The organism is Rahnella sp. PD12R (assembly GCF_019200965.1).
In the GTDB taxonomy this organism is placed as follows: Bacteria; Pseudomonadota; Gammaproteobacteria; order Enterobacterales; family Enterobacteriaceae; genus Rahnella; species Rahnella laticis.
This window is the reverse complement of sequence record NZ_JAHTMS010000004.1, coordinates 88,826-111,188: the sequence shown is the minus strand read 5'-3', so window position 1 is coordinate 111,188 and position 22,363 is coordinate 88,826. Positions and strand designations below refer to the sequence as shown.

General features: G+C 52.9%; 14 protein-coding genes and 2 rRNA genes. 2 read left to right on the top strand and 14 right to left on the bottom strand.

From position 1 onward, the window contains the following. Positions 1-48: 48 nt before the first annotated feature. From KWG64_RS09815 to KWG64_RS09785, 7 genes are all read right to left on the bottom strand, one after another. The gene (locus tag KWG64_RS09815) at positions 49-1,701 is read right to left on the bottom strand and encodes a Na/Pi cotransporter family protein (protein WP_195825283.1); all 1,653 of its coding nucleotides are present in this window, start codon (positions 1,699-1,701) and stop codon (positions 49-51) included. A gap of 15 nt (positions 1,702-1,716) precedes the next feature. Then, the gene (locus KWG64_RS09810; RefSeq protein ID WP_218521798.1) at positions 1,717-2,373 is read right to left on the bottom strand and encodes an HAD family phosphatase; all 657 of its coding nucleotides are present in this window, start codon (positions 2,371-2,373) and stop codon (positions 1,717-1,719) included. Beyond that, positions 2,370-3,362, bottom strand: a complete 993-nt coding sequence (locus tag KWG64_RS09805; protein ID WP_218521797.1) for an ABC transporter ATP-binding protein — start codon at positions 3,360-3,362, stop codon at positions 2,370-2,372. The genes KWG64_RS09810 and KWG64_RS09805 overlap by 4 nt, the downstream gene beginning before the upstream one ends. A gap of 2 nt (positions 3,363-3,364) precedes the next feature. Continuing rightward, positions 3,365-4,150, bottom strand: a complete 786-nt coding sequence (locus KWG64_RS09800) for an ABC transporter permease (protein ID WP_195816337.1) — start codon at positions 4,148-4,150, stop codon at positions 3,365-3,367. 21 nt (positions 4,151-4,171) lie between these two features. Continuing rightward, a complete protein-coding gene (locus tag KWG64_RS09795; protein ID WP_104924160.1) occupies positions 4,172-5,014 on the bottom strand; it encodes an ABC transporter permease subunit in 843 nt (280 codons plus the stop codon). A gap of 26 nt (positions 5,015-5,040) precedes the next feature. Further along, entirely contained in the window at positions 5,041-5,838 is a 798-nt protein-coding gene (locus KWG64_RS09790; protein WP_218521796.1) for an alkaline phosphatase family protein, read from the bottom strand. A gap of 80 nt (positions 5,839-5,918) precedes the next feature. Beyond that, the gene (locus KWG64_RS09785; RefSeq protein WP_195816340.1) at positions 5,919-6,977 is read right to left on the bottom strand and encodes an ABC transporter substrate-binding protein; all 1,059 of its coding nucleotides are present in this window, start codon (positions 6,975-6,977) and stop codon (positions 5,919-5,921) included. Between the two features lie 204 nt (positions 6,978-7,181). Between KWG64_RS09785 and KWG64_RS09780 the strand changes: the two genes are divergently transcribed. Further along, positions 7,182-7,892, top strand: a complete 711-nt coding sequence (locus tag KWG64_RS09780) for a UTRA domain-containing protein (protein WP_218521795.1) — start codon at positions 7,182-7,184, stop codon at positions 7,890-7,892. An 86-nt stretch (positions 7,893-7,978) separates the two neighbouring features. On the opposite strand, the gene metH is transcribed toward KWG64_RS09780, so the two are convergent. Beyond that, the gene (metH, locus tag KWG64_RS09775; protein WP_370628638.1) at positions 7,979-11,662 is read right to left on the bottom strand and encodes a methionine synthase; all 3,684 of its coding nucleotides are present in this window, start codon (positions 11,660-11,662) and stop codon (positions 7,979-7,981) included. A gap of 265 nt (positions 11,663-11,927) precedes the next feature. Here metH and iclR point away from each other — a divergent pair, with 265 nt between their 5' ends. Further along, entirely contained in the window at positions 11,928-12,770 is an 843-nt protein-coding gene (iclR, locus tag KWG64_RS09770) for a glyoxylate bypass operon transcriptional repressor IclR (RefSeq protein WP_195825290.1), read from the top strand. Positions 12,771-12,810: 40 nt separating this feature from the next. On the opposite strand, the gene aceK is transcribed toward iclR, so the two are convergent. The 6 genes from aceK to KWG64_RS09740 all read right to left on the bottom strand — a co-directional run bounded on the left by aceK (position 12,811) and on the right by KWG64_RS09740 (position 22,244). Continuing rightward, on the bottom strand, positions 12,811-14,523 hold the full coding sequence (aceK, locus tag KWG64_RS09765; protein ID WP_218521793.1) for a bifunctional isocitrate dehydrogenase kinase/phosphatase: 1,713 nt from the start codon (positions 14,521-14,523) through the stop codon (positions 12,811-12,813). A 46-nt stretch (positions 14,524-14,569) separates the two neighbouring features. After that, positions 14,570-15,892 (bottom strand): isocitrate lyase, encoded by a 1,323-nt coding sequence (gene aceA / locus KWG64_RS09760; protein WP_195816345.1) that lies wholly within the window; start codon positions 15,890-15,892, stop codon positions 14,570-14,572. Positions 15,893-15,932: 40 nt separating this feature from the next. Continuing rightward, entirely contained in the window at positions 15,933-17,531 is a 1,599-nt protein-coding gene (gene aceB, locus KWG64_RS09755; RefSeq protein WP_218521792.1) for a malate synthase A, read from the bottom strand. 368 nt (positions 17,532-17,899) lie between these two features. Further along, positions 17,900-18,829, bottom strand: a complete 930-nt coding sequence (metA, locus tag KWG64_RS09750; protein WP_218521791.1) for a homoserine O-succinyltransferase — start codon at positions 18,827-18,829, stop codon at positions 17,900-17,902. 268 nt (positions 18,830-19,097) lie between these two features. Then, positions 19,098-19,213, bottom strand: a 5S ribosomal RNA gene (gene rrf, locus KWG64_RS09745). Positions 19,214-19,336: 123 nt separating this feature from the next. Next, positions 19,337-22,244, bottom strand: a 23S ribosomal RNA gene (locus KWG64_RS09740). Positions 22,245-22,363: the final 119 nt, after the last annotated feature.

Below are 22,363 nucleotides of genomic sequence, written 5' to 3'. Positions count from 1 at the left end.
GGGCGCATCGTTCGCGCCCGGTTCATTGTTTGTACCCGATTCAGAAACTCATACCCGCTTCATATCATCGTTATTTTCACGCTGTTCATCTTCCTGCTCGTCCTGATCCAGCACGTTATACGCCACCGCGCAGAACAACGAGTTAAGACGTTTCATATCGCCCAGCAACCCGAGATGCAGCGAACTGGTTTCGATACTTTGCACGTTATGCTGATGCAGACGGTCAACGTGTGCGTGCGCATACCGGCGGTCGAGAATGCGGAAACGATGCTTTGAACGACGTAAACGGCGCGCGCTGGTCAGGTCGTTCGACAGGAAAACGCCCAGACTCAGACGCAGGTTATCCAGTAATTTTTCATGGAGCGCTTCAAGTTCCACCAAACCTTCCGGCGAGAAAGCCCGGCGCGTGGCGTGGGATTTCGCGGTGATATCCCCGGTCATTCGCTCGATAATATCGCCCGCCTGTTCCAGGTTCAGTGCCATTTCGATGATTTCCGCCCAGCGGCGTGAATCGTCTTCGCCCAGCCCTTCTTTATTGATTTGCGCCAGATAAAGTTTGATGGCGGTATACAGCACATCCACGTCGTCATCGAGACGCCGAACCTCGCGATCCTGCGCCAGTTTCCCGTGCATCACTTCGCGGTTGAGGATCAGCATGTGTTCCACCACATCGCCCATCCGCAGCGTTTCACGGGCCGCATTCGCCAGCGCCAGCGTCGGCGTATCAATCGCGCTGACATCCAGATGGCGCGGACGCAGACGCGGATCGTCCTCCGGCACATCGGCAATCATCATCTGGCAAATTTTTGCCATCGGCGCCGTCAGCGGCACCATCGCCAGACAGCGGATCAGGTTGTAGAACATGTGGAAATAGATCACCAGCTCTTCGTCCGGGATGCCCAGACGCGCCAGTTGTGTCGAAAGCGGCCCGACGAAAGGCAGAACGATAACGCAGCCAATCAGCTTAAACAGCGTGCTGCCGAGCGCCACGCGACGCCCTGCGGCGTTCATTTTGCTGGCATTGATCATCGCCAGCAGGCCGCTGCCCAGATTGGCCCCGATGACCAGACATAGCGAGACTTTGAGAGAAATCACCCCGGTCGCGGCCAGGGTTGCCGTCAGCAAAACGGCGGCCAGACTGGAGTAACTGATAATGGCGAAAATCGCGCCGGTCAGGGCATCGAGCAGTACGTCGCCGGTCAGCGAGGAGAACAATACTTTAACGCCGGACGCCTGCATGATTGGCGTTGCCGCCGCCACAATCAGTTCCAGCGCCAGTAAAATCAGGCCAAGCCCGATACAGACGCGGCCCATTTGTCCGGCGCGGGTTTGTTTACGGCTGAGAAAAAAGGCCACGCCGACGAAAATCAGCAGCGGAGAAAGCCAGGAGAGATCGAAGGTCAGAATACGCGCCATCACGGCGGTCCCGACGTCGGCGCCGAGAATAATCACCAGCGCGGGCGCAAGCGCAACCAGCCCCTGAGAAACGAACGACGTCACCAGCAAGGCGGTGGCGTTACTGCTTTGCACCAGCGCGGTAACGCCAATACCTGCCACAAACGCCAGCGGTTTTTTCTCGACACTGTTGCTCAGAACGCGACGCAGATTGGCGCCGAAAACGCGCATGATGCCGGTACGCACAATGTGCGTACCCCAGACTAACAACGATATAGCAGACAACAAATGCAGAAGGGTTAACACGAAAAAACAGCTCCATTAACGCCAGGCATAAATCGGCCATCCTGCCTGCCGGGCGTGCTGGAGCAGGATAGTGTCCGGATTCACTGCCACCGGCTGCCCCACGCGGGTCAGTAACGGCAGGTCATTGTGAGAATCCGAATAGAAACTGGCTTCTTGTAACAGGGTTTCGTCCTGATTGATGAGATGCAGCAACCGCGAAACTTTGCCTTCGCGATAGGTCATCGTCCCCTGCGTGGCGCCGGTAAAGCGCCCGTCTTGTATTTCAACACCAATCGCCAGCGTTTCATCAACACCGAGGAAACGGGCAATCGGCCTTACCAGATGTTCGCCGGACGCGGAAATAATCACCGTCCGGTCGCCCTGAGCGCGATGAGCGGCCAGACACTCGCGCGCCTGCGTATAAATACGCGGGGCAATCACATCCTGAATGTAATTTGCGACCATTGCCGCAACGTCACTTTCACGGCGATCAATCAGCGGCACCAGAGTACAACGCATGTACTCCTGCATATCCATCTTGCCGATCGCGTATTGCTGCATCAGTGCGGCATCTTGTTGCAGGAAAGCCTGCTCATCAGCCACCCAGCCTTTTGCCACCATGTAGGCTGACCACAAGCTGGAACAGTCGCCGCTAATCAGGGTTTCATCGAGATCAAACAGCGCCAGTTTCATGCAACTTCCCGTAACGTAACAAGATCTAACTGTAGACCAATATCGCTGCCATCGGCGCGAAGTGAGGCCACAGAACGGTTTAAGACATCCACAGAAAGCTCGACGCCGTGCGCTAAAACGCGATACCGCACGACATTGCCCAGCAGGCTGTGGCTGAGAATTTTAGCCGGAATGCCCTGTTCAGCCGCGCAAATCGTCACGGACTCCGGACGAATGGCAACACGGCCAGTGTACGTCTCGCCTGTCAGCGCCAGCGCCTGTTCGGCACTCAGCAAATTATAGCTGCCAATAAAACCGGCGGCGAAAGCATCGACCGGCTCAGTATACAGGGTTTCGGCATCGGCATTTTGGACGATTTGTCCTTTGTTCATCAGCACAATCCGGTCTGACATAGTCAGGGCTTCTTCCTGATCGTGCGTCACGAAAATGGCGGTGAGGTTCATTTCGCGCTGGATCCGGCGGATTTGTTCGCGCAAATGCTTGCGGATACGGGCATCCAGCGCCGACAACGGTTCATCGAGCAATAGCAAACGCGGCTGTGTCACCAGCGAACGCGCCAGCGCCACACGCTGACACTGACCGCCTGAAAGCTGATGCGGATAACGTTTGGCGTAATCGTTCATTTCCACCAGTTCGAGCACTTCGCCCACGCGGCGATGCACTTCGGAAGCGGGTATCTTCTGCATTTTCAGGCCGAACGCGACGTTGGCTTCCACCGTCATATTAGGAAAAAGCGCATAGCTCTGAAAAACCATGCCGATACCGCGCTGTTGCGGTGGCAGGGGCACGATGTCCTGCCCCTGAATCAGAATTTTGCCACTGTCGACGGATGTCAGACCGGCCAGACAGCGCAGCAGCGTAGACTTCCCGCAGCCGCTTGGCCCCAGCAGCGTCACAAATTCCCCCTCTTTTGCGGAGAAATCGATGTTGTTGAAAATCTGAGTCGGACCGTAAGACTTGTTAAGTTGAGTGACCTGCAAATACGACATAATCAGCTCTTTCCTTTGTTCAGCATGTTTGCCACCCAGGTGAAAATCAGGACGACCATGAAATAGGAGATAACCAGTGCGCTGGTGAAATGGCCGCTGCCATTGCGCATGTTATAGAGATAAACCTGAACCGTTTCGTAACGGCTGCCCGCCAGCAGGTTGGCGAAAACGAATTCCCCAATCAGGAAGGAAAACGACAGCAATACGGCGATGGTTCCGCCCTTGCGTAAATTCGGTAACACCACCAGCAACGCGGCTTTCCAGGTGCTTGCGCCCAGCAGATGCGCGGCGTCCATCAGGTCACGCAGGTTTATCGCCTGCATGTTGTTGGAGATGGCGCGGTAGATAAACGGCAGCGCTATCGTGAAGTAACAGCCGATCAGGATCCACGGCGTGCCGGTCAGCGCGAGAGGCCCGCCAGAATAGAGCTGCATCAGGCCAACAGATGAGACGACCGGCGGCACGGCAAACGGCAGCAGGATGAGAATATTCATCAGCGCATCGAGCTTAGGGAAATAGTAAGCAATCACAAACATAAGCGGCAGGATCAGCACCAGCGACAGGAAAAGCGTGCCGAAACAGACCAGCAGCGAGTGCCAGAGCGCAATCAGGAAGCGCGGATCGCTCCACAACTCCACCAGCCATTTGAGCGTGAAACCGCTCGGCAAAATCGTGGCTCCCCATTCCAGCACCAGCGCATAAACCAGCGTCGCCAGCAGCGGCAGCATCAAAACAATCAACAAAATCCAGATCACCACACGGTGGTAAATCGCTTCAGATCGCGACATCTCACGTTCCTTTTTCAGCAATCAGCTACGCTGACTGAGATAACTTTTGCGCAATAACCACTGATGAATCAGCGTGATAAACGCCATCAGTACCACCAGCAACATCGCCAGTGCGCTCCCCATATTCGGGTCGAGGGAAATATCACCCGACACCAGCGCGGCGATACGAACCGGCACCACGTTGAAGTTACCGGTGGTCAGCGCGTACACCGTGGCGTAAGCGCCGAGGGCATTGGCCAGCAAAATAACGAAAGTGCCCAGCAGCGCCGGGAACAGAACCGGGATACCGATATGCCGCCAGTAACTCCAGCGCCCCGCGCCCAGCAATGCAGCCGATTCGCGCCAGTCTTCACGCAACGCATCAAAAGCCGGATACATCAGCAAAACGCCAAGCGGGATCTGGAAATAGGTGTAGAGCACAATCAGTCCGTCTTTCGAATACAGGTCGAAATGTTCCATCAGGCCATATTTACGCAGCAATAACGTCAGGCATCCGTTCAGGCCGAGCAGGATGACGAAGGCAAACGCCAGCGGCACGCCTGCAAAATTGCTGGTCATGTTAGTAAAGGACATGACGAAATCATGAAGCTTTGTCGGACCTAGCTGGCGAAGTGAGTAACTGCCCACTAACGCAATAATCAAACCGTACAAACTCGACCAGATTGAGATATCCAGCGAGAAGCGCATGGCCTGTAAATAAAACGGAGAGGTCAGAATGTCGGTGTAATTACCCAGCCCCCAGGCTTCATAGGTTTCGCTGTAAAAACTGCTCACCGCAATCCAGGCCAGCGGCGCCAGCTGGAAAGCGATGAAAAACACCAGAAACGGCAAAATAAACAGCGCCGCAATCCACTTACCTTTCATCGGGGATCCTTTAAAAGTGAGGGAGTTCAGGCCAGTAATGCCGCGCAGTGTGGCTTATCGTGGGCAATATTGAGGATCTGACAAACCGTGCCGCACAGCTCAGTTTGCAGGGGTTCGGCGTCTTTCAGGCTGAACGCACTACCGAAGACAAATAGCGGCACCTGACGCTCCTCCGGCAAAATCCCGCCGTGACTGCGGTCATCGTTCATTCCGTGGTCAGCGGTAACAATCACCTGATAACCTGCTTCCAGCCAGTCGCCCAAATAGTGCGAAAGAATGCCATCCGCTGTGCGCGCTTTGTTGCGGTATTGCGGCGTCGAAAGCCCGAATTTGTGGCCCGCATCATCAATGTTCATCGGGTGGATAAGCAGGAAATCCGGGTCGTGGCGACGGCGCAGACTTTCCGCATCGTCGAATAAATGCGAATCAGGATAAGCATCATCGTAATAAAAATGGCCGTGCTGAATAGCCAGGGATTCATCGCTGGTATGGCGGTCGCGCGGCGGATCAAACGGCGTGCGGTTATACAGCTCGCTGACCCAGTGATAGGCCGCGGCAGCCGTCGTCAGACCGGCGTCGCGGGCATAATGAAAAATACTGCGTTGAGTCGATAAACGGTCAACGTAGTTATGAACGATGCCGCTTTCTACCGGCGTGATGCCGGTGAGAATGCATTCGTAAAGCGGCCGGGACAGCGAAGGCAGTTCGCATTCCAGTTGATACAAACGCCCGCGCCCTGCGGCACATTGCGCCTGTAAATATCCCATTGCGTCTTGGGCGACCTGATAATTGAGGCCGTCGAGTACTACCAGAATGCTCTTCATTACACTTTTGCCTTTCTTGCAGGTGTTGTAATTAATCAATGCTTTCGCTGCCCGGTTTTTCTATTTTTTAGTTCAGGAAATTATTGCTGCATGTTGATCATGACGTTTTCCTGCCACAGGCGAGGCAGCGTTTTAGCGCTCTTATCCCATGCCGCCGGATCCGCAATCGGGTGAGCATTTTTGTATTCACTGGATGGCAGCAGTTTGGCTTTCACGTCGTCTGGCAGCGTGATGTGATCAGCACGGATAGGACGGGCATAGCCACGCGCCAGGTTGATCTGACCGGCATCGGAGAAGATGTATTCACGCGCCAGTTTGGCGGCGTTCGGGTGTTTGCCGAATTTGTTGATAATGGTGGTGTAACCCGAGGTGATAGAACCGTCAGAAGGGATAACCACGTCGAAGCGGGTTTTGTCGATTTTGTCACGATAGTTCAGACCGTTGAAGTCCCAGACCACGCCAACCTGCACTTCACCTTTTTCCAGAGAAGCGATAACCGGGTTAGTCAGGCTCAGACGCCCTGCTTTCGCCAGCTTCCCGAAGTATTCCAAACCCGGTTTCAGGTTCTGCTCATTACCGCCCATGGCGTATGTTGCGGCCAGAACACCGTTTGCTGCCTGCGCAGCGGTGCTGACATCACCGATGGTGACTTTGTATTTGCCCTTCAGCAAATCAGCCCAGCTATGTGGCGCATCTTTGACCTGAGACTTATCAATAATGAACGCGATGGTTCCGGTGTAAGCGAGTGCCCACATCCCGTCTTTGTCTTTGGCCCAGTCTGGCACCTGATCCCAGGTGGTCGGTTTATAAGGCTGTGTGACGCCTTTTTGAACCGCCACAGGGCCGAATGCAGCACCCACATCACCAATATCCGCACTGGCATTGTCTTTTTCAGCGAGGAATTTCGCGATTTCCTGCGCAGAACTCATATCGGTATCACTGTGTTTCAGGCCGTATTTGGTGCTCAAATCATTCCAGGTATCTTTCCAGTTAGCCCAGTCATCAGGCATACCGACGCTGTTTACCGTGCCTTCGGCTTGTGCCGCTTTCAGGAGTTCAGCAGGAGGTTCAGCGGCAAAAGCCGATGATGCGGAGAGGACAAGCGCGCTGGTTAACACAGAAGCGAACAACTGTTTCATAACGGATGCTCCAGATGATAGTGTGTGTGAAATGCTGGTCTAGTCCAGCAAGAACCAAGCCAATCTAACGATCAATTGTGATAATTATATGTCAGCGTGAAAAAGCAGCAGTTTTAAGCTTATCGCTGTTAACAAGCGCACATAATTTATGCAATGCGGAGTCGGATTGGTGCAAAAACGCACTGAAATGAGGCTTGCTGACCGATGAATGAATCGCAGACCACCCTTTCCGTTATCTGCAAGGCATTGAGCGAAAGTATTGCGGCCGGGGCATTTTCTGCCGAGGGAAGGCTGCCTTCTGAGCGCGCGTTGAGTGAACAGTTTTCCACGACCCGCATTACGCTGCGTGAAGCGTTAGGCCATCTGGAAGCGCAGGGGCTGATTTATCGTGAAGTGCGCCGGGGCTGGTTTGTTTCGCCACCGCGCATTATTTATAACCCGTTGCAGCGCAGCCATTTTCACGCAATGGCAAAAGATCAGGGGCGCAGCGCTCAGACGGAGGTCATCGACGCCAGACACTGCATCGCCAGCGATACTGTTTGCCAGAAATTATTGCTGCCCTCCGCCAGTAATGTGATCTGCATCCGCCGGTTACGCTATATCGATAAACGTCCGGTACTTTATGTCGAGCATTACCTCAACCCGTTGTATTTCAGTGACATTCTTGATGCAGATTTAACGTCTTCCCTGACCGATCTGTATGCATCGCGTTACGATATTCATTACGGGCGCGTACGGTTTGATATGGTGCCGACGCTGCTGACAAAAGAAGCGTCGCACGCGCTGAAAGTCGCCTCCGGCAGCCCGGCGTTATTTATCACGCGCACCAACCGGGACCAAAACGACCGGGTCATCGACTGCGATTTGGAATACTGGCGTTATGACGCGCTGCATATTGATGTGGAAGTGAATTGAAATAAATCCCGGCCACCTGATGAAGTCAGTGGTCGGGATTGATGAGAGCCGCCAGCGCAGAGTCAGCTGAAAGCATGACGGGGAAATTAGTCGGCGTCGTAACCTAAGTTAGGCGCCAGCCAGCGCTCGACTTCGGCGACGGGCATATTCTTACGAGTTGCGTAATCCTCGACCTGATCACGCTGGATTTGTGCGACGGCGAAATATTTGCTGTCGGGATGGCTGAAATACCAGCCCGAGACAGCCGCGCCCGGCCACATTGCAAAGGATTCGGTCAGTTGCATACCGGTGTTAGCCTCAACATCCAGCAGTTTCCAGATTTGCCCTTTTTCAGTGTGTTCAGGACACGCCGGATAACCCGGTGCCGGGCGGATCCCCTGATAATTTTCACGAATAAGTTCTTCGTTGCTCAGGTTCTCGTTGGCGGCAAAACCCCAGTAAACCTTACGCACTTTTTCATGCAGGTATTCTGCAAAGGCTTCTGCCAGACGGTCTGCCAGCGCTTTGATCATGATTTTGTTGTAATCGTCGTGCTGCCTGTCGTACGCCTCGGCCAGCGCGTCCTCCTCCAGCCCGCCAGTCACGGCAAATGCGCCCATGTAATCTTTTTTGCCGCTGGATTTCGGCGCAACAAAATCGGCCAGGCAATAGTTTGCGAAGTCCGTTTTTTCAGTTTGCTGACGCAAATGGTGGCTGACCACCAGCACTTCTTCACGACGTTCGTCGCTGTAAATTTCGATATCGTCGCCTTTGCGGTTCGCCGGGAATAAGCCGACTACGCCGCGCGGATTCAGTAATTTTTCAGCGGAAAGCTTATCGAGCAGATCGTTAGCATCCTTGAACAGGCGTTTGGCTTCTTCGCCAACGACTTCATCTTCCAGAATTCGCGGGTATTTGCCTGCCAGCGACCAGGTCATGAAGAATGGCGTCCAGTCGATGTAATTACGCAGCGTTTCGATGCTGGCTTCCACTTTCTGGATACCCAGACGATGCACGACCGGCGGCGTATAATTTTCCCAGTCAATCGTCGTGGCGTTGTCGCGCGCCACTTCAAGGCTGACCGGTGGTGTCCGGGGCTTTTTACGGCCATGCTGGATCCGCACAGTTTCGTATTCTTTGCGGGTTCGCCCGATAAAAGCGTCACGCTGTTCAGCGGATAACAGAGCCGAAACTACGCCGACAGAACGCGAGGCGTTTTGTACGTAACACGTCGCGCCGCTGTAGTTCTGCTCGATTTTAACCGCGGTATGCGCCTTAGATGTAGTGGCACCACCGATAAGCAGCGGCATCGTAAACCCGCGGCGCTCCATCTCTTTTGCCACGTTGACCATTTCGTCCAGCGACGGCGTGATGAGGCCGGAAAGGCCGATGATATCGACGTTTTCTTCGATGGCCGTTTTCAATATTTTGTCGGTCGGCACCATAACCCCGAGATCGATAATCTCGTAGTTATTACATTGCAGCACCACACCCACGATATTTTTGCCGATGTCATGAACATCACCTTTCACCGTCGCGAGCAGGATTTTGCCGTTTGTCTGGCCTTTCTCCTTGCTGGCTTCGATGTAAGGTTCGAGATAAGCCACCGCCTGCTTCATTACACGCGCGGATTTCACCACTTGCGGCAGGAACATTTTGCCGGCACCGAAAAGGTCCCCGACGACGTTCATACCATCCATCAGCGGCCCTTCAATCACTTCAATCGGGCGCGCGGCCTGCTGGCGGCACTCTTCGGTGTCCAGCTCGATGAATTCGGTAATGCCTTTGATCAGGGAATATTCGAGGCGTTTTTTAACATCCCAGCCACGCCATTCGGCCTGCTGTTTGTTGGCTTCGCCGTCGTCTTTGCTTCCACGGTATTTTTCCGCCAGCTCCAGCAGGCGTTCTGTGCCGTCTTCACGGCGGTTCAGAATCACATCTTCAACGGCATCGCGCAGTTCAGCCGGTAAGTCATCGTAAATAGCCAGCTGACCGGCATTAACAATGCCCATATCCATGCCGTTGCGGATCGCGTGATACAGGAATACGGCGTGGATGGCTTCGCGCACCGGCTCATTGCCGCGGAAGGAGAAGGAAACGTTGGAAACGCCGCCCGAGATCATCGCATGCGGCAATTCTGCTTTGATATCTGCACAGGCCTCGATGAAGTCGACGGCGTAGTTATTGTGCTCATCAATCCCCGTGGCGACCGCGAAGATATTCGGGTCAAAGATAATATCTTCCGGCGGGAAGCCGACTTTTTCTGTCAGTAGTTTATAGGCGCGGCGGCAGATTTCGATTTTACGGGCACGAGTATCTGCCTGTCCGGTTTCATCAAAAGCCATCACCACCACGGCCGCGCCGTAGCGCCGCACAATCCGGGCATGGTGAAGGAAAGCTTCTTCCCCTTCTTTCATCGAGATGGAGTTAACAATGCCTTTGCCCTGGATGCATTTCAGGCCTTTTTCGATGACATCCCACTTGGAGGAGTCAATCATGATCGGCACGCGGGCAATATCCGGTTCACCGGCAATCAGATTCAGGAAGCGCACCATCGCCGCTTCAGCGTCGAGCATCCCTTCATCCATGTTGATGTCGATAATCTGCGCGCCGCTTTCCACCTGCTGACGTGCCACTGCCAGCGCTTCGGCATATTTTTCTTCTTTAATCAGGCGTTTGAAACGCGCAGAACCGGTGACGTTGGTGCGCTCACCCACGTTCACAAAGAGGGTTTGTGCATCGATAGTCAGCGGCTCCAGCCCCGCCAGACGGCAGGCAACGGGAATAACCGGCAGCTGACGCGGGGGCACACCTTCAACCGCTTTCACCATCGCTGCAATGTGCGCCGGCGTGGTACCACAGCAGCCGCCGACGATATTGAGGAAGCCCGAGCGCGCCCATTCGCCGATGTGCTCCGCCATTTCTTTGGCTTCAAGATCGTACTCACCAAAGGCGTTCGGTAAGCCCGCATTCGGGTGCGCGGTGACATAACATTCAGCAATACGCGATAATTCGGCGACATACTGGCGTAATTCGTCCGGCCCCAGTGCGCAGTTCAGGCCGAATGTGAGCGGCTTAACGTGACGCAGCGAGTTATAAAACGCTTCGGTTGTCTGGCCTGACAACGTACGGCCAGAGGCGTCGGTGATCGTGCCGGAAACCATTACCGGTAGTACGATACCCAGCGCTTCAAATTCGGTTTCCACCGCAAACGTCGCGGCTTTGGCGTTGAGTGTGTCGAAAACGGTTTCGATCATGATCAGATCGGCACCGCCCTTAATCAGCGCCCGAGTGGATTCGCGGTACGCTTCGACCAGTTGGTCGAAAGAGACATTACGGAAAGCAGGATCGTTAACATCCGGAGAGATCGAAGCCGTGCGGTTGGTCGGGCCTAAAACACCGGCCACATAACGCGGTTTATCCGGCGTGCGTGCGGTCCATTCATCGGCGCAGATCCGCGCCAGACGAGCCGCTTCATAGTTAATTTCCGCGGAAAGCGACTCCATGTGGTAGTCAGCCATCGCGATGGTCGTGGAGTTAAAGGTGTTGGTTTCGAGAATATCTGCGCCAGCGGCAAGATAACCGTTATGGATCTCGATGATCACTTCGGGGTTGCTCAGGACCAGAAGATCGTTATTACCTTTAAGATCGCTTTCCCAGTCAGCAAAGCGCTCGCCGCGATAATCTTCTTCTTCAAGACGGTAGCTCTGGATCATGGTTCCCATGCCGCCGTCCAGCACCAAAATGCGCTGTGCCATTTGCTTATGTAGCGCTTCAACCCGATTAGTCACTTTCACCTCATCACCCACCACGCACACCCGGCAAATTGTTCATTCATACGCCGGAAATTATGGTCAACATCCTAGCATACCTTCAGAAGGCAAAAGGCCGCGGTGACATGAGACTTTTTCAATTCAGGAAGGCATCCCGCAAATGCTGTGCAACACATCGGATGAGCGCAAAGGCAGGTTGCGATCCATACTGTAAAAACGAAAACCAATTCCAAAAATGACTTTTCTTCGCCAGCGTTTGGCGCATCTTACAAGGAACAGGCTTATGGCAACGTCCGCATTGACTCCGGCCAAGCGTGCTAAGAAAACAAAAGCCGCTGCGACAACAGGCAGCGCCGCCACCGGACAGGTTCAGTCCCTCACGCGTGGCCTTAAGTTGCTGGAATATATCGCTGAAGCTCAGGGCAGTGTTGCGCTGACGGATCTGGCTCAGCAGGCAGGTTTACCGAATTCCACCACTCACCGTTTGCTGACCACGATGCAGCAACAGGGGTTTGTCCGGCAGGTCGGCGATTTGGGTCTGTGGACCATCGGCTCGCATGCGTTCGTGGTCGGCAGCAGTTTTCTGCAAAGCCGTAATTTGCTCGCGATGGTGCACCCGATGCTGCGTCGTCTGATGGAAGAATCGGGTGAAACCGTCAATCTGGCCGTACTGGATCACAGTGATTATCAGGCGATCATCATCGATCAGGTGCAGTGCAATGCGCTGATGCGGATGTCGGCGCCGATTGGCGGAAAACTGCCGATGCACGCTTCCGGCGCGGGTAAGGCATTTCTTTCCACCCTGCCGGAAGAGCGCCTGGCGAAGCTTCTGCACAAAATTGGTTTGCACAGCTACACACCGCTGACCAAGACGTCTCCGGCAAACCTGAAACAGGAGCTGGCCGATACGCGTAAACGCGGTTATGCCTTTGATGATGAAGAACATGCGCTAGGCCTGCGTTGCGTGGCGACCTGCATTTACGATGAGCATAACGATGCTTACGCCGCGATTTCCATTTCAGGCCCGGTTTCACGGATAACAGACGATCGCGTGACAGAACTGGGCGCGCTGGTGATCCATGCAGCAAAAGAAATTACGCAGGCTTATGGCGGCGGGAAACATTAATTGAGGAGCAGCTCCCGCACGGATGGCGGGAGCATAAGACTTAACGGCGGCTGAAACGCTGGCTGCGGCGATATGCGAAGACGTCCTCGACGTGCCCTTCGCGGATCCGTGTTTGCAAACCGCGCCAGTAAGCGGCAGAAAACAGGTCATTGTGTGCCGCTTCAAAGAACTGCCGGACACGCTTGTCGCTGCACAGGAAATGGCGAAATTCTTCAGGAAAAACATCCCCCGGTGCAATGCTGTACCAGGGCTCGCTGGCCAGTTCATCCTCAGGGTAACGCGCAGCAGGAATATCGCGGAAATTCACTTCCGTCATGTAACAGATTTCGTCGTAATCATAAAATACGACACGACCATGACGGGTTACGCCAAAGTTTTTAAACAACATATCGCCGGGAAAGATATTCGCTGCTGCAAGTTGTTTAATCGCGTTACCGTATTCTTCAATAACGTCATGCAGTTGCTGATCATCCGCCTGTTCCAGATATAAATTCAGCGGCGTCATACGCCGTTCGATATACAAATGCTTCAGGGCAATACTGTCGCCCAGATCTTCAATCTTCGCCGGGACTTCACGCTGTAGCTCTGCCATTAACTCCGGGCTTATATTTTTCTTAGCCAGAACAAAATGCTCAAACTCCTGGGTATCGGCCATCCGCCCTACGCGGTCGTGCTCTTTGACCAGCTGGTAGCAGGCCATAACCTGCGCTTCGGTCACCTCCTTTTGCGGGGCGAAACGGTCTTTAATGACTTTGAAAACGCGGTCACTTCCCGGCAAGGTAAAGACCAGCATGACCATACCTTTGACGCCCGGCGCAATAATAAAAGACTCGTCGGTTTGTGCCATAAAGTGTAAATGCTCACGATAACATTCGGTTTTCGCATGCTTCTGGCAGCCAATCGCGCTGTAAAGTTCAGCCGTCGTTTTGGCCGGTAATATCTCCCGTAACCATTCCACCAGCGCGCCCGGTTGCGGGGCGTAAACCATAAAATAGGAACGCGCGAAGCCGAAAACGATGCTGGCGTCATTCCCCTCAGTCAGACACGCATCTACAAACAATTCGCGCTGATGGCTCTGATGTACCGGTAATAACAGCGGGAAAACCTGCTGACCCAGCCTGATTTTTCCAATAATCCACGCCGCCTTATTGCGGTAGAAAACTTCAGTGGCGATCTCAATTACCGCCTCTGATATCGCATCACCGGGAAATCTCTGCTGCAACGCTGTACTGATGTAATCAATATCACGAGGCGCATTCTCCCATGCTAAGCGCATCGGCAGATCGTGGAGAACCCGGCTCAATGTGGCGACCAGATTTCCTTTCACAGAATATTGCCGGGCGAGTGGCCGGGCGCAGTTCTGTGGCCGGTGGACTGGCTGTTCGCTAAAAATAAAAAGTTTATCTGCAGTGAGTTCACGGTGTTTGAAAATCCGGCAATAGACTGAATTAAAGAAACTTTCGGCGATTTCTGCCCGGGGATAGTCAGGCAATAATCCGGCGTAACAGTTTTTTATGCGGACCAGAAATGCAGCATCGTAAAAGTGCTGACCCGTGATGCATTTGAGCTGAGAGACAACCAATCCGACATGGTGGTCGTAAAGATGAATTCGCTGTTTCATGGCCGCCTGCACCGCCGGCCAGTTGGCACGTTCGAAACGTTGCTGAGCTTCTGAAGTCACCTCCAGAAACCGGCCATACTGTGCATCGAACCCTTGCAAAATAGTCTGAGCAATCAACAGCTCGATGCGCATAATGTTGGCTCCGGCAGAGGAAAAACCCGGCTTGCGCCGGGTCAGATCAGTGGGATGTCGGGGAGAATTGCTGTTCTTCGGTCGAACCGGTTAACGCGGTTACCGATGAGCGCCCGCCCTGAATGATGTTCGTCACTTTGTCGAAATACCCGGTGCCCACTTCCTGCTGATGTGAAGCAAAAGTGTATCCGCGGCCAATCGCCGCAAATTCAGGTTCCTGCACTTTTTCGACGTAATGTTTCATCCCCTCGCCCTGCGCATACGCATGAGCAAGATCGAACATGTTGAACCACATACTGTGGATGCCCGCCAGCGTGATGAACTGGTACTGATAGCCCATCGCCGCCAGCTGATCCTGGAAGCTGGCAATCGTTTTATCATCCAGATTCTTCTTCCAGTTAAACGACGGTGAGCAGTTATAGGCCAGCAATTTGCCCGGGAATTTCGCGTGAATCGCCTCAGCAAAACGCTGTGCAAGTTTCAAATCCGGCGTCGATGTTTCGCACCAGACAACGTCAGCATACGGCGCGTAAGCCAGCCCGCGGCTGATCGCCTGTTCAATGCCGGCGTGTGTGCGGTAAAAACCTTCATGCGTTCTCTCGCCGGTAATGAACTGGCTATCATAAGGATCGCAATCGGATGTCAGCAAATCAGCGGCGTCGGCGTCGGTACGGGCCACCAGCAATGTCGGCACGCCAAGTACATCAGCAGCCAGACGGGCAGACACCAGCTTTTGAACTGCCTCCTGAGTGGGTACCAGCACCTTGCCTCCCATGTGTCCGCATTTTTTCACCGCAGCAAGCTGGTCCTCGAAATGCACCGCTGCCGCACCGGCTTCAATCATTGATTTCATCAGTTCAAACGCATTCAGCACGCCGCCAAAACCAGCCTCTGCGTCGGCAACTATCGGCAGGAAATAATCGGTATAGCCTTGCTGACCCGGTTCAATATTATTTGCCCATTGAATCTGATCTGCACGGCGGAAGGTATTGTTAATACGGGCCACCACTTCCGGTACAGAATTCACCGGATATAACGACTGATCGGGATACATACTGGATGCGGTATTCGCATCGGCGGCAACCTGCCAGCCAGACAAATAAATCGCCTCAATCCCGGCTTTTGCCTGCTGCAAGGCCTGCCCGCCGGTGAGCGCCCCCAGGCAATTCACATATCCCTTACGGGACGCGCCGTGCAGTAAATTCCACAGACGGGCAGCGCCGTGCTGAGCCAGAGTACATTCCGGGTTCACCGAGCCGCGCAGGCTGATGACTTCGGCGGCCGTATAAGGGCGGGTAATCCCCTTCCAGCGTGGCTGATTCCAGGTTTCTTCAAGCTGCTGAATTTGCTGAGTACGAGTTGTTTTCATGGCAAATACTCCGGTCTTTTTATGTGTAGGGTAAGAAGAATCAGGCCAGCAGCTGATAGCCCGGCAGGGTCAGGAAGTCGATTAACTCATCCTGCGTGGTAATTTTTTCCATTAATGTGGCGGCCTGTGTGAAGCGCCCGGCGCTGAAACGCTGTTCACCTAACTCCTGTTGGATCACCAGCATTTCTTCATTCAGCATGCGGCGGAACAAAGGCTTGGTGACCAGCTGACCGTCGCTGAGCGTTTTACCGTGATGGATCCATTGCCAGATTGAGGTTCGGGAAATCTCGGCGGTAGCGGCATCTTCCATCAGCCCGTAAATAGGTACGCAGCCATTACCGGAGATCCACGCTTCGATGTACTGCACGGCGACGCGGATATTGGCGCGCATACCCTCTTCAGTACGTTCGCCGGAACAAGGCTCCAGCAGTTGTGCCGCCGTAATATCGGCATCGTCTTCGCGTAATACGTCCAGCTGATTGGAGCGGGAACCGAGTGCTTTATCGAAGACTTCCAGTACGGTATCAGCCAGCCCCGGATGTGCTATCCAGGTGCCGTCATGCCCGTTGGTCGCTTCCAGCTCTTTGTCCGTTCTTACCTTGTTCAGCACCCATTCGTTGCGTTTAACATCTTTGCTCGGGATAAATGCCGCCATTCCCCCCATCGCAAATGCGCCGCGGCGGTGGCAGGTTTTGATGAGAAGCCGTGAATACGCGTTGAGGAATGGCTGCGTCATGGTAACTGACTGGCGATCGGGCAAAACGCGGTCAGCATGATTCTTCAACGTTTTGATATAGCTGAAGATGTAATCCCAGCGGCCACAATTCAGCCCGACGATATGGTCGCGCAGGTGGTAAAGAATTTCGTCCATCTGGAATACGGCAGGCAGAGTTTCAATCAGAACGGTGGCTTTGATGGTGCCACGGGATAATCCGGCGTAGTCCTCCGCAAAGCTGAAGACCTGACTCCACCAGTCCGCTTCCTGATAAGACTGCATTTTTGGCAGATAGAAATAAGGGCCGCTGCCTTTTGCCAGTAACGCGCGATGGTTATGGAAGAAATACATAGCAAAATCAAACAATGAACCGGGAACGGCTTCCCCCTGCCAGGTCACATGTTTTTCGGGCAAGTGCAGGCCACGGACGCGGCAGATCAACACGGCTGGATCAGGTTTGAGCTGGTAAATTTTGCCTGAGTCATTGGTGTAACTTATCGTACCGTTAACCGCATCACGTAAGTTGATCTGCCCTTCGATGACTTTTTGCCAGTCAGGAGCCAGGGAATCTTCAAAATCCGCCATAAAGACTTTCACATTGGCATTAAGCGCATTAATAACCATTTTGCGTTCTACGGGTCCGGTGATTTCTACGCGGCGATCTCTTAAATCTTCCGGAATACCCCGAATCGTCCACTGTGATTTTTTTATGGAATCAGTTTCCGAAATGAAATTAGGTAAAGTACCGTCATCAATTTTTCTCTGCACTGCGACACGTTCTGTCAGTAAGCGGTTACGCAGCGGGGTAAAGCGCACGACCAGCTCAGACAAGAAATCCACTGCTTCTTCAGTCAGAATATGTGTTTCGTTTTCACCAAAACGGCGTGTAAAACCAAGCTGACTGCGCGTAATTTGCTCTGACATCGCTAACTCTCCTGATTTTTCGACTTAAATCTGCCAGACCGCCTCACTAAGCAGATGCTGATACGGTAGAAAATAAACCAGCGATACCGGGAAAGACCCTGTGGGGATTTATCGATGGTCATTTATTGCCCGATAGATTTAAGCGTAATCAGGATTTACATAAAATCAAAAACGATTTCCATTTTATTTTTATTTAATGAATTAATATCTATTAATCAGTGAGATAGAAACGTAAAAAAATATCAGAAAACAAGAACCCATTTCGATTTTTTTGGGATTGAGGATTGGGTAGTCAGTTGCGAGGAAGACGTTAGAGGCAAACAGAAGCAGACGATCGCGTAGGGATCGTCTGCAAATCATGAAGGGAATTATTCCAGGGTTGGGTTCATCTGGCGCAGATCGAATGGCGTGATCTGATAAACATAGTAGTTAAGCCAGTTGGTAAACAGCAGATGCCCGTGACTACGCCAGGTCGCTTTAGGCGATAGCTCTGCATTATCTTGCGGGAAGTAATTATAAGGCATTTCAGGCGATAAACCGGCTGCGACATCACGTAGATATTCTCCGGCCAGCGTACCGGCATCATATTCCGGATGACCGGTAACGAAGGCCATACGCTTATCTTTCGTTGCGAACAAATAGGCACCAGCCTCGTCAGATTCAGCGAAAATATTAAGATCGGTATGCTGACGCAGGATGTCCGCAGGAAAATCAGCGTAGCGCGAATGAGGAGCCAGGAATGTTTCATCAAATCCACGGGTCAGCAAAGCCAGCGGCTGTGATGTCTGGTGAGGATAAACGCCTGAAAGCTTGGTTTCGCGCGTCATCTTCGGCAAATCATAAAGCACATTCAACGCAGCCTGCACCGCCCAACACACGAACAATGTCGACGTGACATGTTCTTTCGCCCAGTGGATAACGCGCTCTATCTCTGGCCAGTAGGCAACATCACAGAAATCCACTAAGCCCAAAGGAGCGCCGGTGACAATCAGGCCATCATAGTTGTCATGCTGGATGTCTTCGAAATCACAGTAAAAGTTATTCAGGTGTTCAGCCGGGGTGTTTTTAGATTCACGGCTATCAATGCGCAAAAGCTGCACATCAATCTGTAAAGGGGAGTTAGAAAGCAGCCGTAAAAACTGATTTTCGGTCTCAATTTTTTTTGGCATCAGGTTGAGTACCAGCACTTTCAAAGGACGAATTTCCTGAGTTTTTGCACGTGATGAAGTCATCACAAACACATTCTCATTGCGCAGGAAATTTACGGCTGGTAACTCATCTGGAACCCGGATCGGCATAGCTACTTCCTCACTACATCCATTTATACGTTTAGACTTCTAGATAGCCGAAGATAGCGGTTTTTATCTAAGATGTCGAGTCTGCAAACGGTAAGTGAAAATGTTTCAGCTTCGGTTATTAAATTAGACGATCTGGTTATATAACAGAGAAAACGCAAAGCAATGAGTGATAAAAAGGGCAAGAACAGGGGGTGTGGCTGAGAATCTCCCCAAATTCTCCATAGCAAAAAGCCCTGTACGTCAGTACAGGGCTTTCCACTTGTTTGATGCCTGGCAGTTCCCTACTCTCGCATGGGGAGACCCCACACTACCATCGGCGCTACGGCGTTTCACTTCTGAGTTCGGCATGGGGTCAGGTGGGACCACCGCGCTACTGCCGCCAGGCAAATTCTGTTTCATTCATAACGCTCACCCTACCTCAGGCTTGCACTACGAACCAATCTCGGAACAATCAGCTGAAAAATCTACGTTTATCACAGAGCCAATACAAAACACCTTTGGTGTTGTAAGGTTAAGCCTCTCGGGTCATTAGTACTGGTTAGCTCAATGCATCGCTGCACTTACACACCCAGCCTATCAACGTCTTAGTCTTAAACGTCCCTTCAGGTGGCTTAAAGCCACAGGGAAGACTCATCTCGAGGCAAGTTTCGCGCTTAGATGCTTTCAGCGCTTATCTTTTCCGCATTTAGCTACCGGGCAATGCCATTGGCATGACAACCCGAACACCAGTGATGCGTCCACTCCGGTCCTCTCGTACTAGGAGCAGCCCCTCTCAATCTTCCAACGCCCACGGCAGATAGGGACCGAACTGTCTCACGACGTTCTAAACCCAGCTCGCGTACCACTTTAAACGGCGAACAGCCGTACCCTTGGGACCTACTTCAGCCCCAGGATGTGATGAGCCGACATCGAGGTGCCAAACACCGCCGTCGATATGAACTCTTGGGCGGTATCAGCCTGTTATCCCCGGAGTACCTTTTATCCGTTGAGCGATGGCCCTTCCATTCAGAACCACCGGATCACTATGACCTACTTTCGTACCTGCTCGAGCCGTCACTCTCGCAGTCAAGCTAGCTTATGCCATTGCACTAACCTCACGATGTCCGACCGTGATTAGCTAACCTTCGTGCTCCTCCGTTACTCTTTAGGAGGAGACCGCCCCAGTCAAACTACCCACCAGACACTGTCCTCACCCCGGATCACGGGGCCGAGTTAGAACATCAAACATTAAAGGGTGGTATTTCAAGGTTGGCTCCACGCAGACTGGCGTCCACGCTTCAAAGCCTCCCACCTATCCTACACATCAAGGCTCAATGTTCAGTGTCAAGCTATAGTAAAGGTTCACGGGGTCTTTCCGTCTTGCCGCGGGTACACTGCATCTTCACAGCGAGTTCAATTTCACTGAGTCTCGGGTGGAGACAGCCTGGCCATCATTACGCCATTCGTGCAGGTCGGAACTTACCCGACAAGGAATTTCGCTACCTTAGGACCGTTATAGTTACGGCCGCCGTTTACCGGGGCTTCGATCAAGAGCTTCTCCTTGCGGATAACCCCATCAATTAACCTTCCGGCACCGGGCAGGCGTCACACCGTATACGTCCACTTTCGTGTTTGCACAGTGCTGTGTTTTTATTAAACAGTTGCAGCCAGCTGGTATCTTCGACTGGCTTCAGCTCCGGGAGCAAGTCCCTTCACCTACGCGCCAGCGTGCCTTCTCCCGAAGTTACGGCACCATTTTGCCTAGTTCCTTCACCCGAGTTCTCTCAAGCGCCTGAGTATTCTCTACCTGACCACCTGTGTCGGTTTGGGGTACGATTTCGTGTTACCTGGAGCTTAGAGGCTTTTCCTGGAAGCATGGCATCAACTACTTCACCACCGTAGTGGCTCGTTATCACGCCTCAGGGTTAAAGTAATCCGGATTTACCAGGACTACACCCCTACACGCTTGAACCGGGACAACCGTCGCCCGGCTAGCCTAGCCTTCTCCGTCCCCCCTTCGCAGTAACACCAAGTGCTGGAATATTAACCAGCTTCCCATCGACTACGCTTTTCAGCCTCGCCTTAGGGGTCGACTCACCCTGCCCCGATTAACGTTGGACAGGAACCCTTGGTCTTCCGGCGTGCGGGTTTTTCACCCGCATTATCGTTACTTATGTCAGCATTCGCACTTCTGATACCTCCAGCAGCCCTCACAGACCACCTTCGACGGCTTACAGAACGCTCCCCTACCCAACAACGCATAAGCGTCGCTGCCGCAGCTTCGGTGCATGGTTTAGCCCCGTTACATCTTCCGCGCAGGCCGACTCGACCAGTGAGCTATTACGCTTTCTTTAAATGATGGCTGCTTCTAAGCCAACATCCTGGCTGTCTATGCCTTCCCACATCGTTTCCCACTTAACCATGACTTTGGGACCTTAGCTGGCGGTCTGGGTTGTTTCCCTCTTCACGACGGACGTTAGCACCCGCCGTGTGTCTCCCGTGATAACATTCTTCGGTATTCGTAGTTTGCATCGAGTTGGTAAGCCGGGATGGCCCCCTAGTCGAAACAGTGCTCTACCCCCGAAGATGAGTTCACGAGGCGCTACCTAAATAGCTTTCGGGGAGAACCAGCTATCTCCCGGTTTGATTGGCCTTTCACCCCCAGCCACAAGTCATCCGCTAATTTTTCAACATTAGTCGGTTCGGTCCTCCAGTTAGTGTTACCCAACCTTCAACCTGCCCATGGCTAGATCACCGGGTTTCGGGTCTATACCTTGCAACTTGACGCCCAGTTAAGACTCGGTTTCCCTACGGCTCCCCTATACGGTTAACCTTGCTACAAAATATAAGTCGCTGACCCATTATACAAAAGGTACGCAGTCACCCCACAAAGGAGGCTCCCACTGCTTGTACGTACACGGTTTCAGGTTCTATTTCACTCCCCTCGCCGGGGTTCTTTTCGCCTTTCCCTCACGGTACTGGTTCACTATCGGTCAGTCAGGAGTATTTAGCCTTGGAGGATGGTCCCCCCATATTCAGACAGGATGTCACGTGTCCCGCCCTACTCATCGAACTCACAAYSTRTGCATTTTTGTGTACGGGACTATCACCCTATACTGTGCGACTTTCCAGACGCTTCCACTAACACACAMMCTGATTCAGGTTCTGGGCTCTTCCCCGTTCGCTCGCCGCTACTGGGGGAATCTCGGTTGATTTCTTTTCCTCGGGGTACTTAGATGTTTCAGTTCCCCCGGTTCGCCTCATTACACTATGTATTCATGTAATGATAATGTGTCGAAACACACTGGGTTTCCCCATTCGGGTATCGTCGGGTATAACGGTTCATATCACCTTACCGACGCTTTTCGCAGATTAGCACGCCCTTCATCGCCTCTGACTGCCTAGGCATCCACCGTGTACGCTTAGTCGCTTAACCTCACAACCCGAAGGTGTCTTAAAGACATCATCGCGCTGCGATTATTTGAGAGACTCTGTTACAGACTAATCATCACTCARTACTTCTACGGAGAGTGATGTTCAGCTGTAAACTTTCAA

Coding starts and splice junctions, on each gene's coding strand:
- metA (WP_218521791.1), bottom strand. CDS start 18,829: ATGCCGATCCGGGTTCCAGATGAGTTACCAGCCGTAAATTTCCTGCGC.
- aceA (WP_195816345.1), bottom strand. CDS start 15,892: ATGAAAACAACTCGTACTCAGCAAATTCAGCAGCTTGAAGAAACCTGG.
- KWG64_RS09810 (WP_218521798.1), bottom strand. CDS start 2,373: ATGAAACTGGCGCTGTTTGATCTCGATGAAACCCTGATTAGCGGCGAC.
- KWG64_RS09800 (WP_195816337.1), bottom strand. CDS start 4,150: ATGTCGCGATCTGAAGCGATTTACCACCGTGTGGTGATCTGGATTTTG.
- iclR (WP_195825290.1), top strand. CDS start 11,928: ATGGCAACGTCCGCATTGACTCCGGCCAAGCGTGCTAAGAAAACAAAA.
- KWG64_RS09805 (WP_218521797.1), bottom strand. CDS start 3,362: ATGTCGTATTTGCAGGTCACTCAACTTAACAAGTCTTACGGTCCGACT.
- KWG64_RS09780 (WP_218521795.1), top strand. CDS start 7,182: ATGAATGAATCGCAGACCACCCTTTCCGTTATCTGCAAGGCATTGAGC.
- aceK (WP_218521793.1), bottom strand. CDS start 14,523: ATGCGCATCGAGCTGTTGATTGCTCAGACTATTTTGCAAGGGTTCGAT.
- KWG64_RS09785 (WP_195816340.1), bottom strand. CDS start 6,977: ATGAAACAGTTGTTCGCTTCTGTGTTAACCAGCGCGCTTGTCCTCTCC.
- aceB (WP_218521792.1), bottom strand. CDS start 17,531: ATGTCAGAGCAAATTACGCGCAGTCAGCTTGGTTTTACACGCCGTTTT.
- KWG64_RS09790 (WP_218521796.1), bottom strand. CDS start 5,838: ATGAAGAGCATTCTGGTAGTACTCGACGGCCTCAATTATCAGGTCGCC.
- KWG64_RS09795 (WP_104924160.1), bottom strand. CDS start 5,014: ATGAAAGGTAAGTGGATTGCGGCGCTGTTTATTTTGCCGTTTCTGGTG.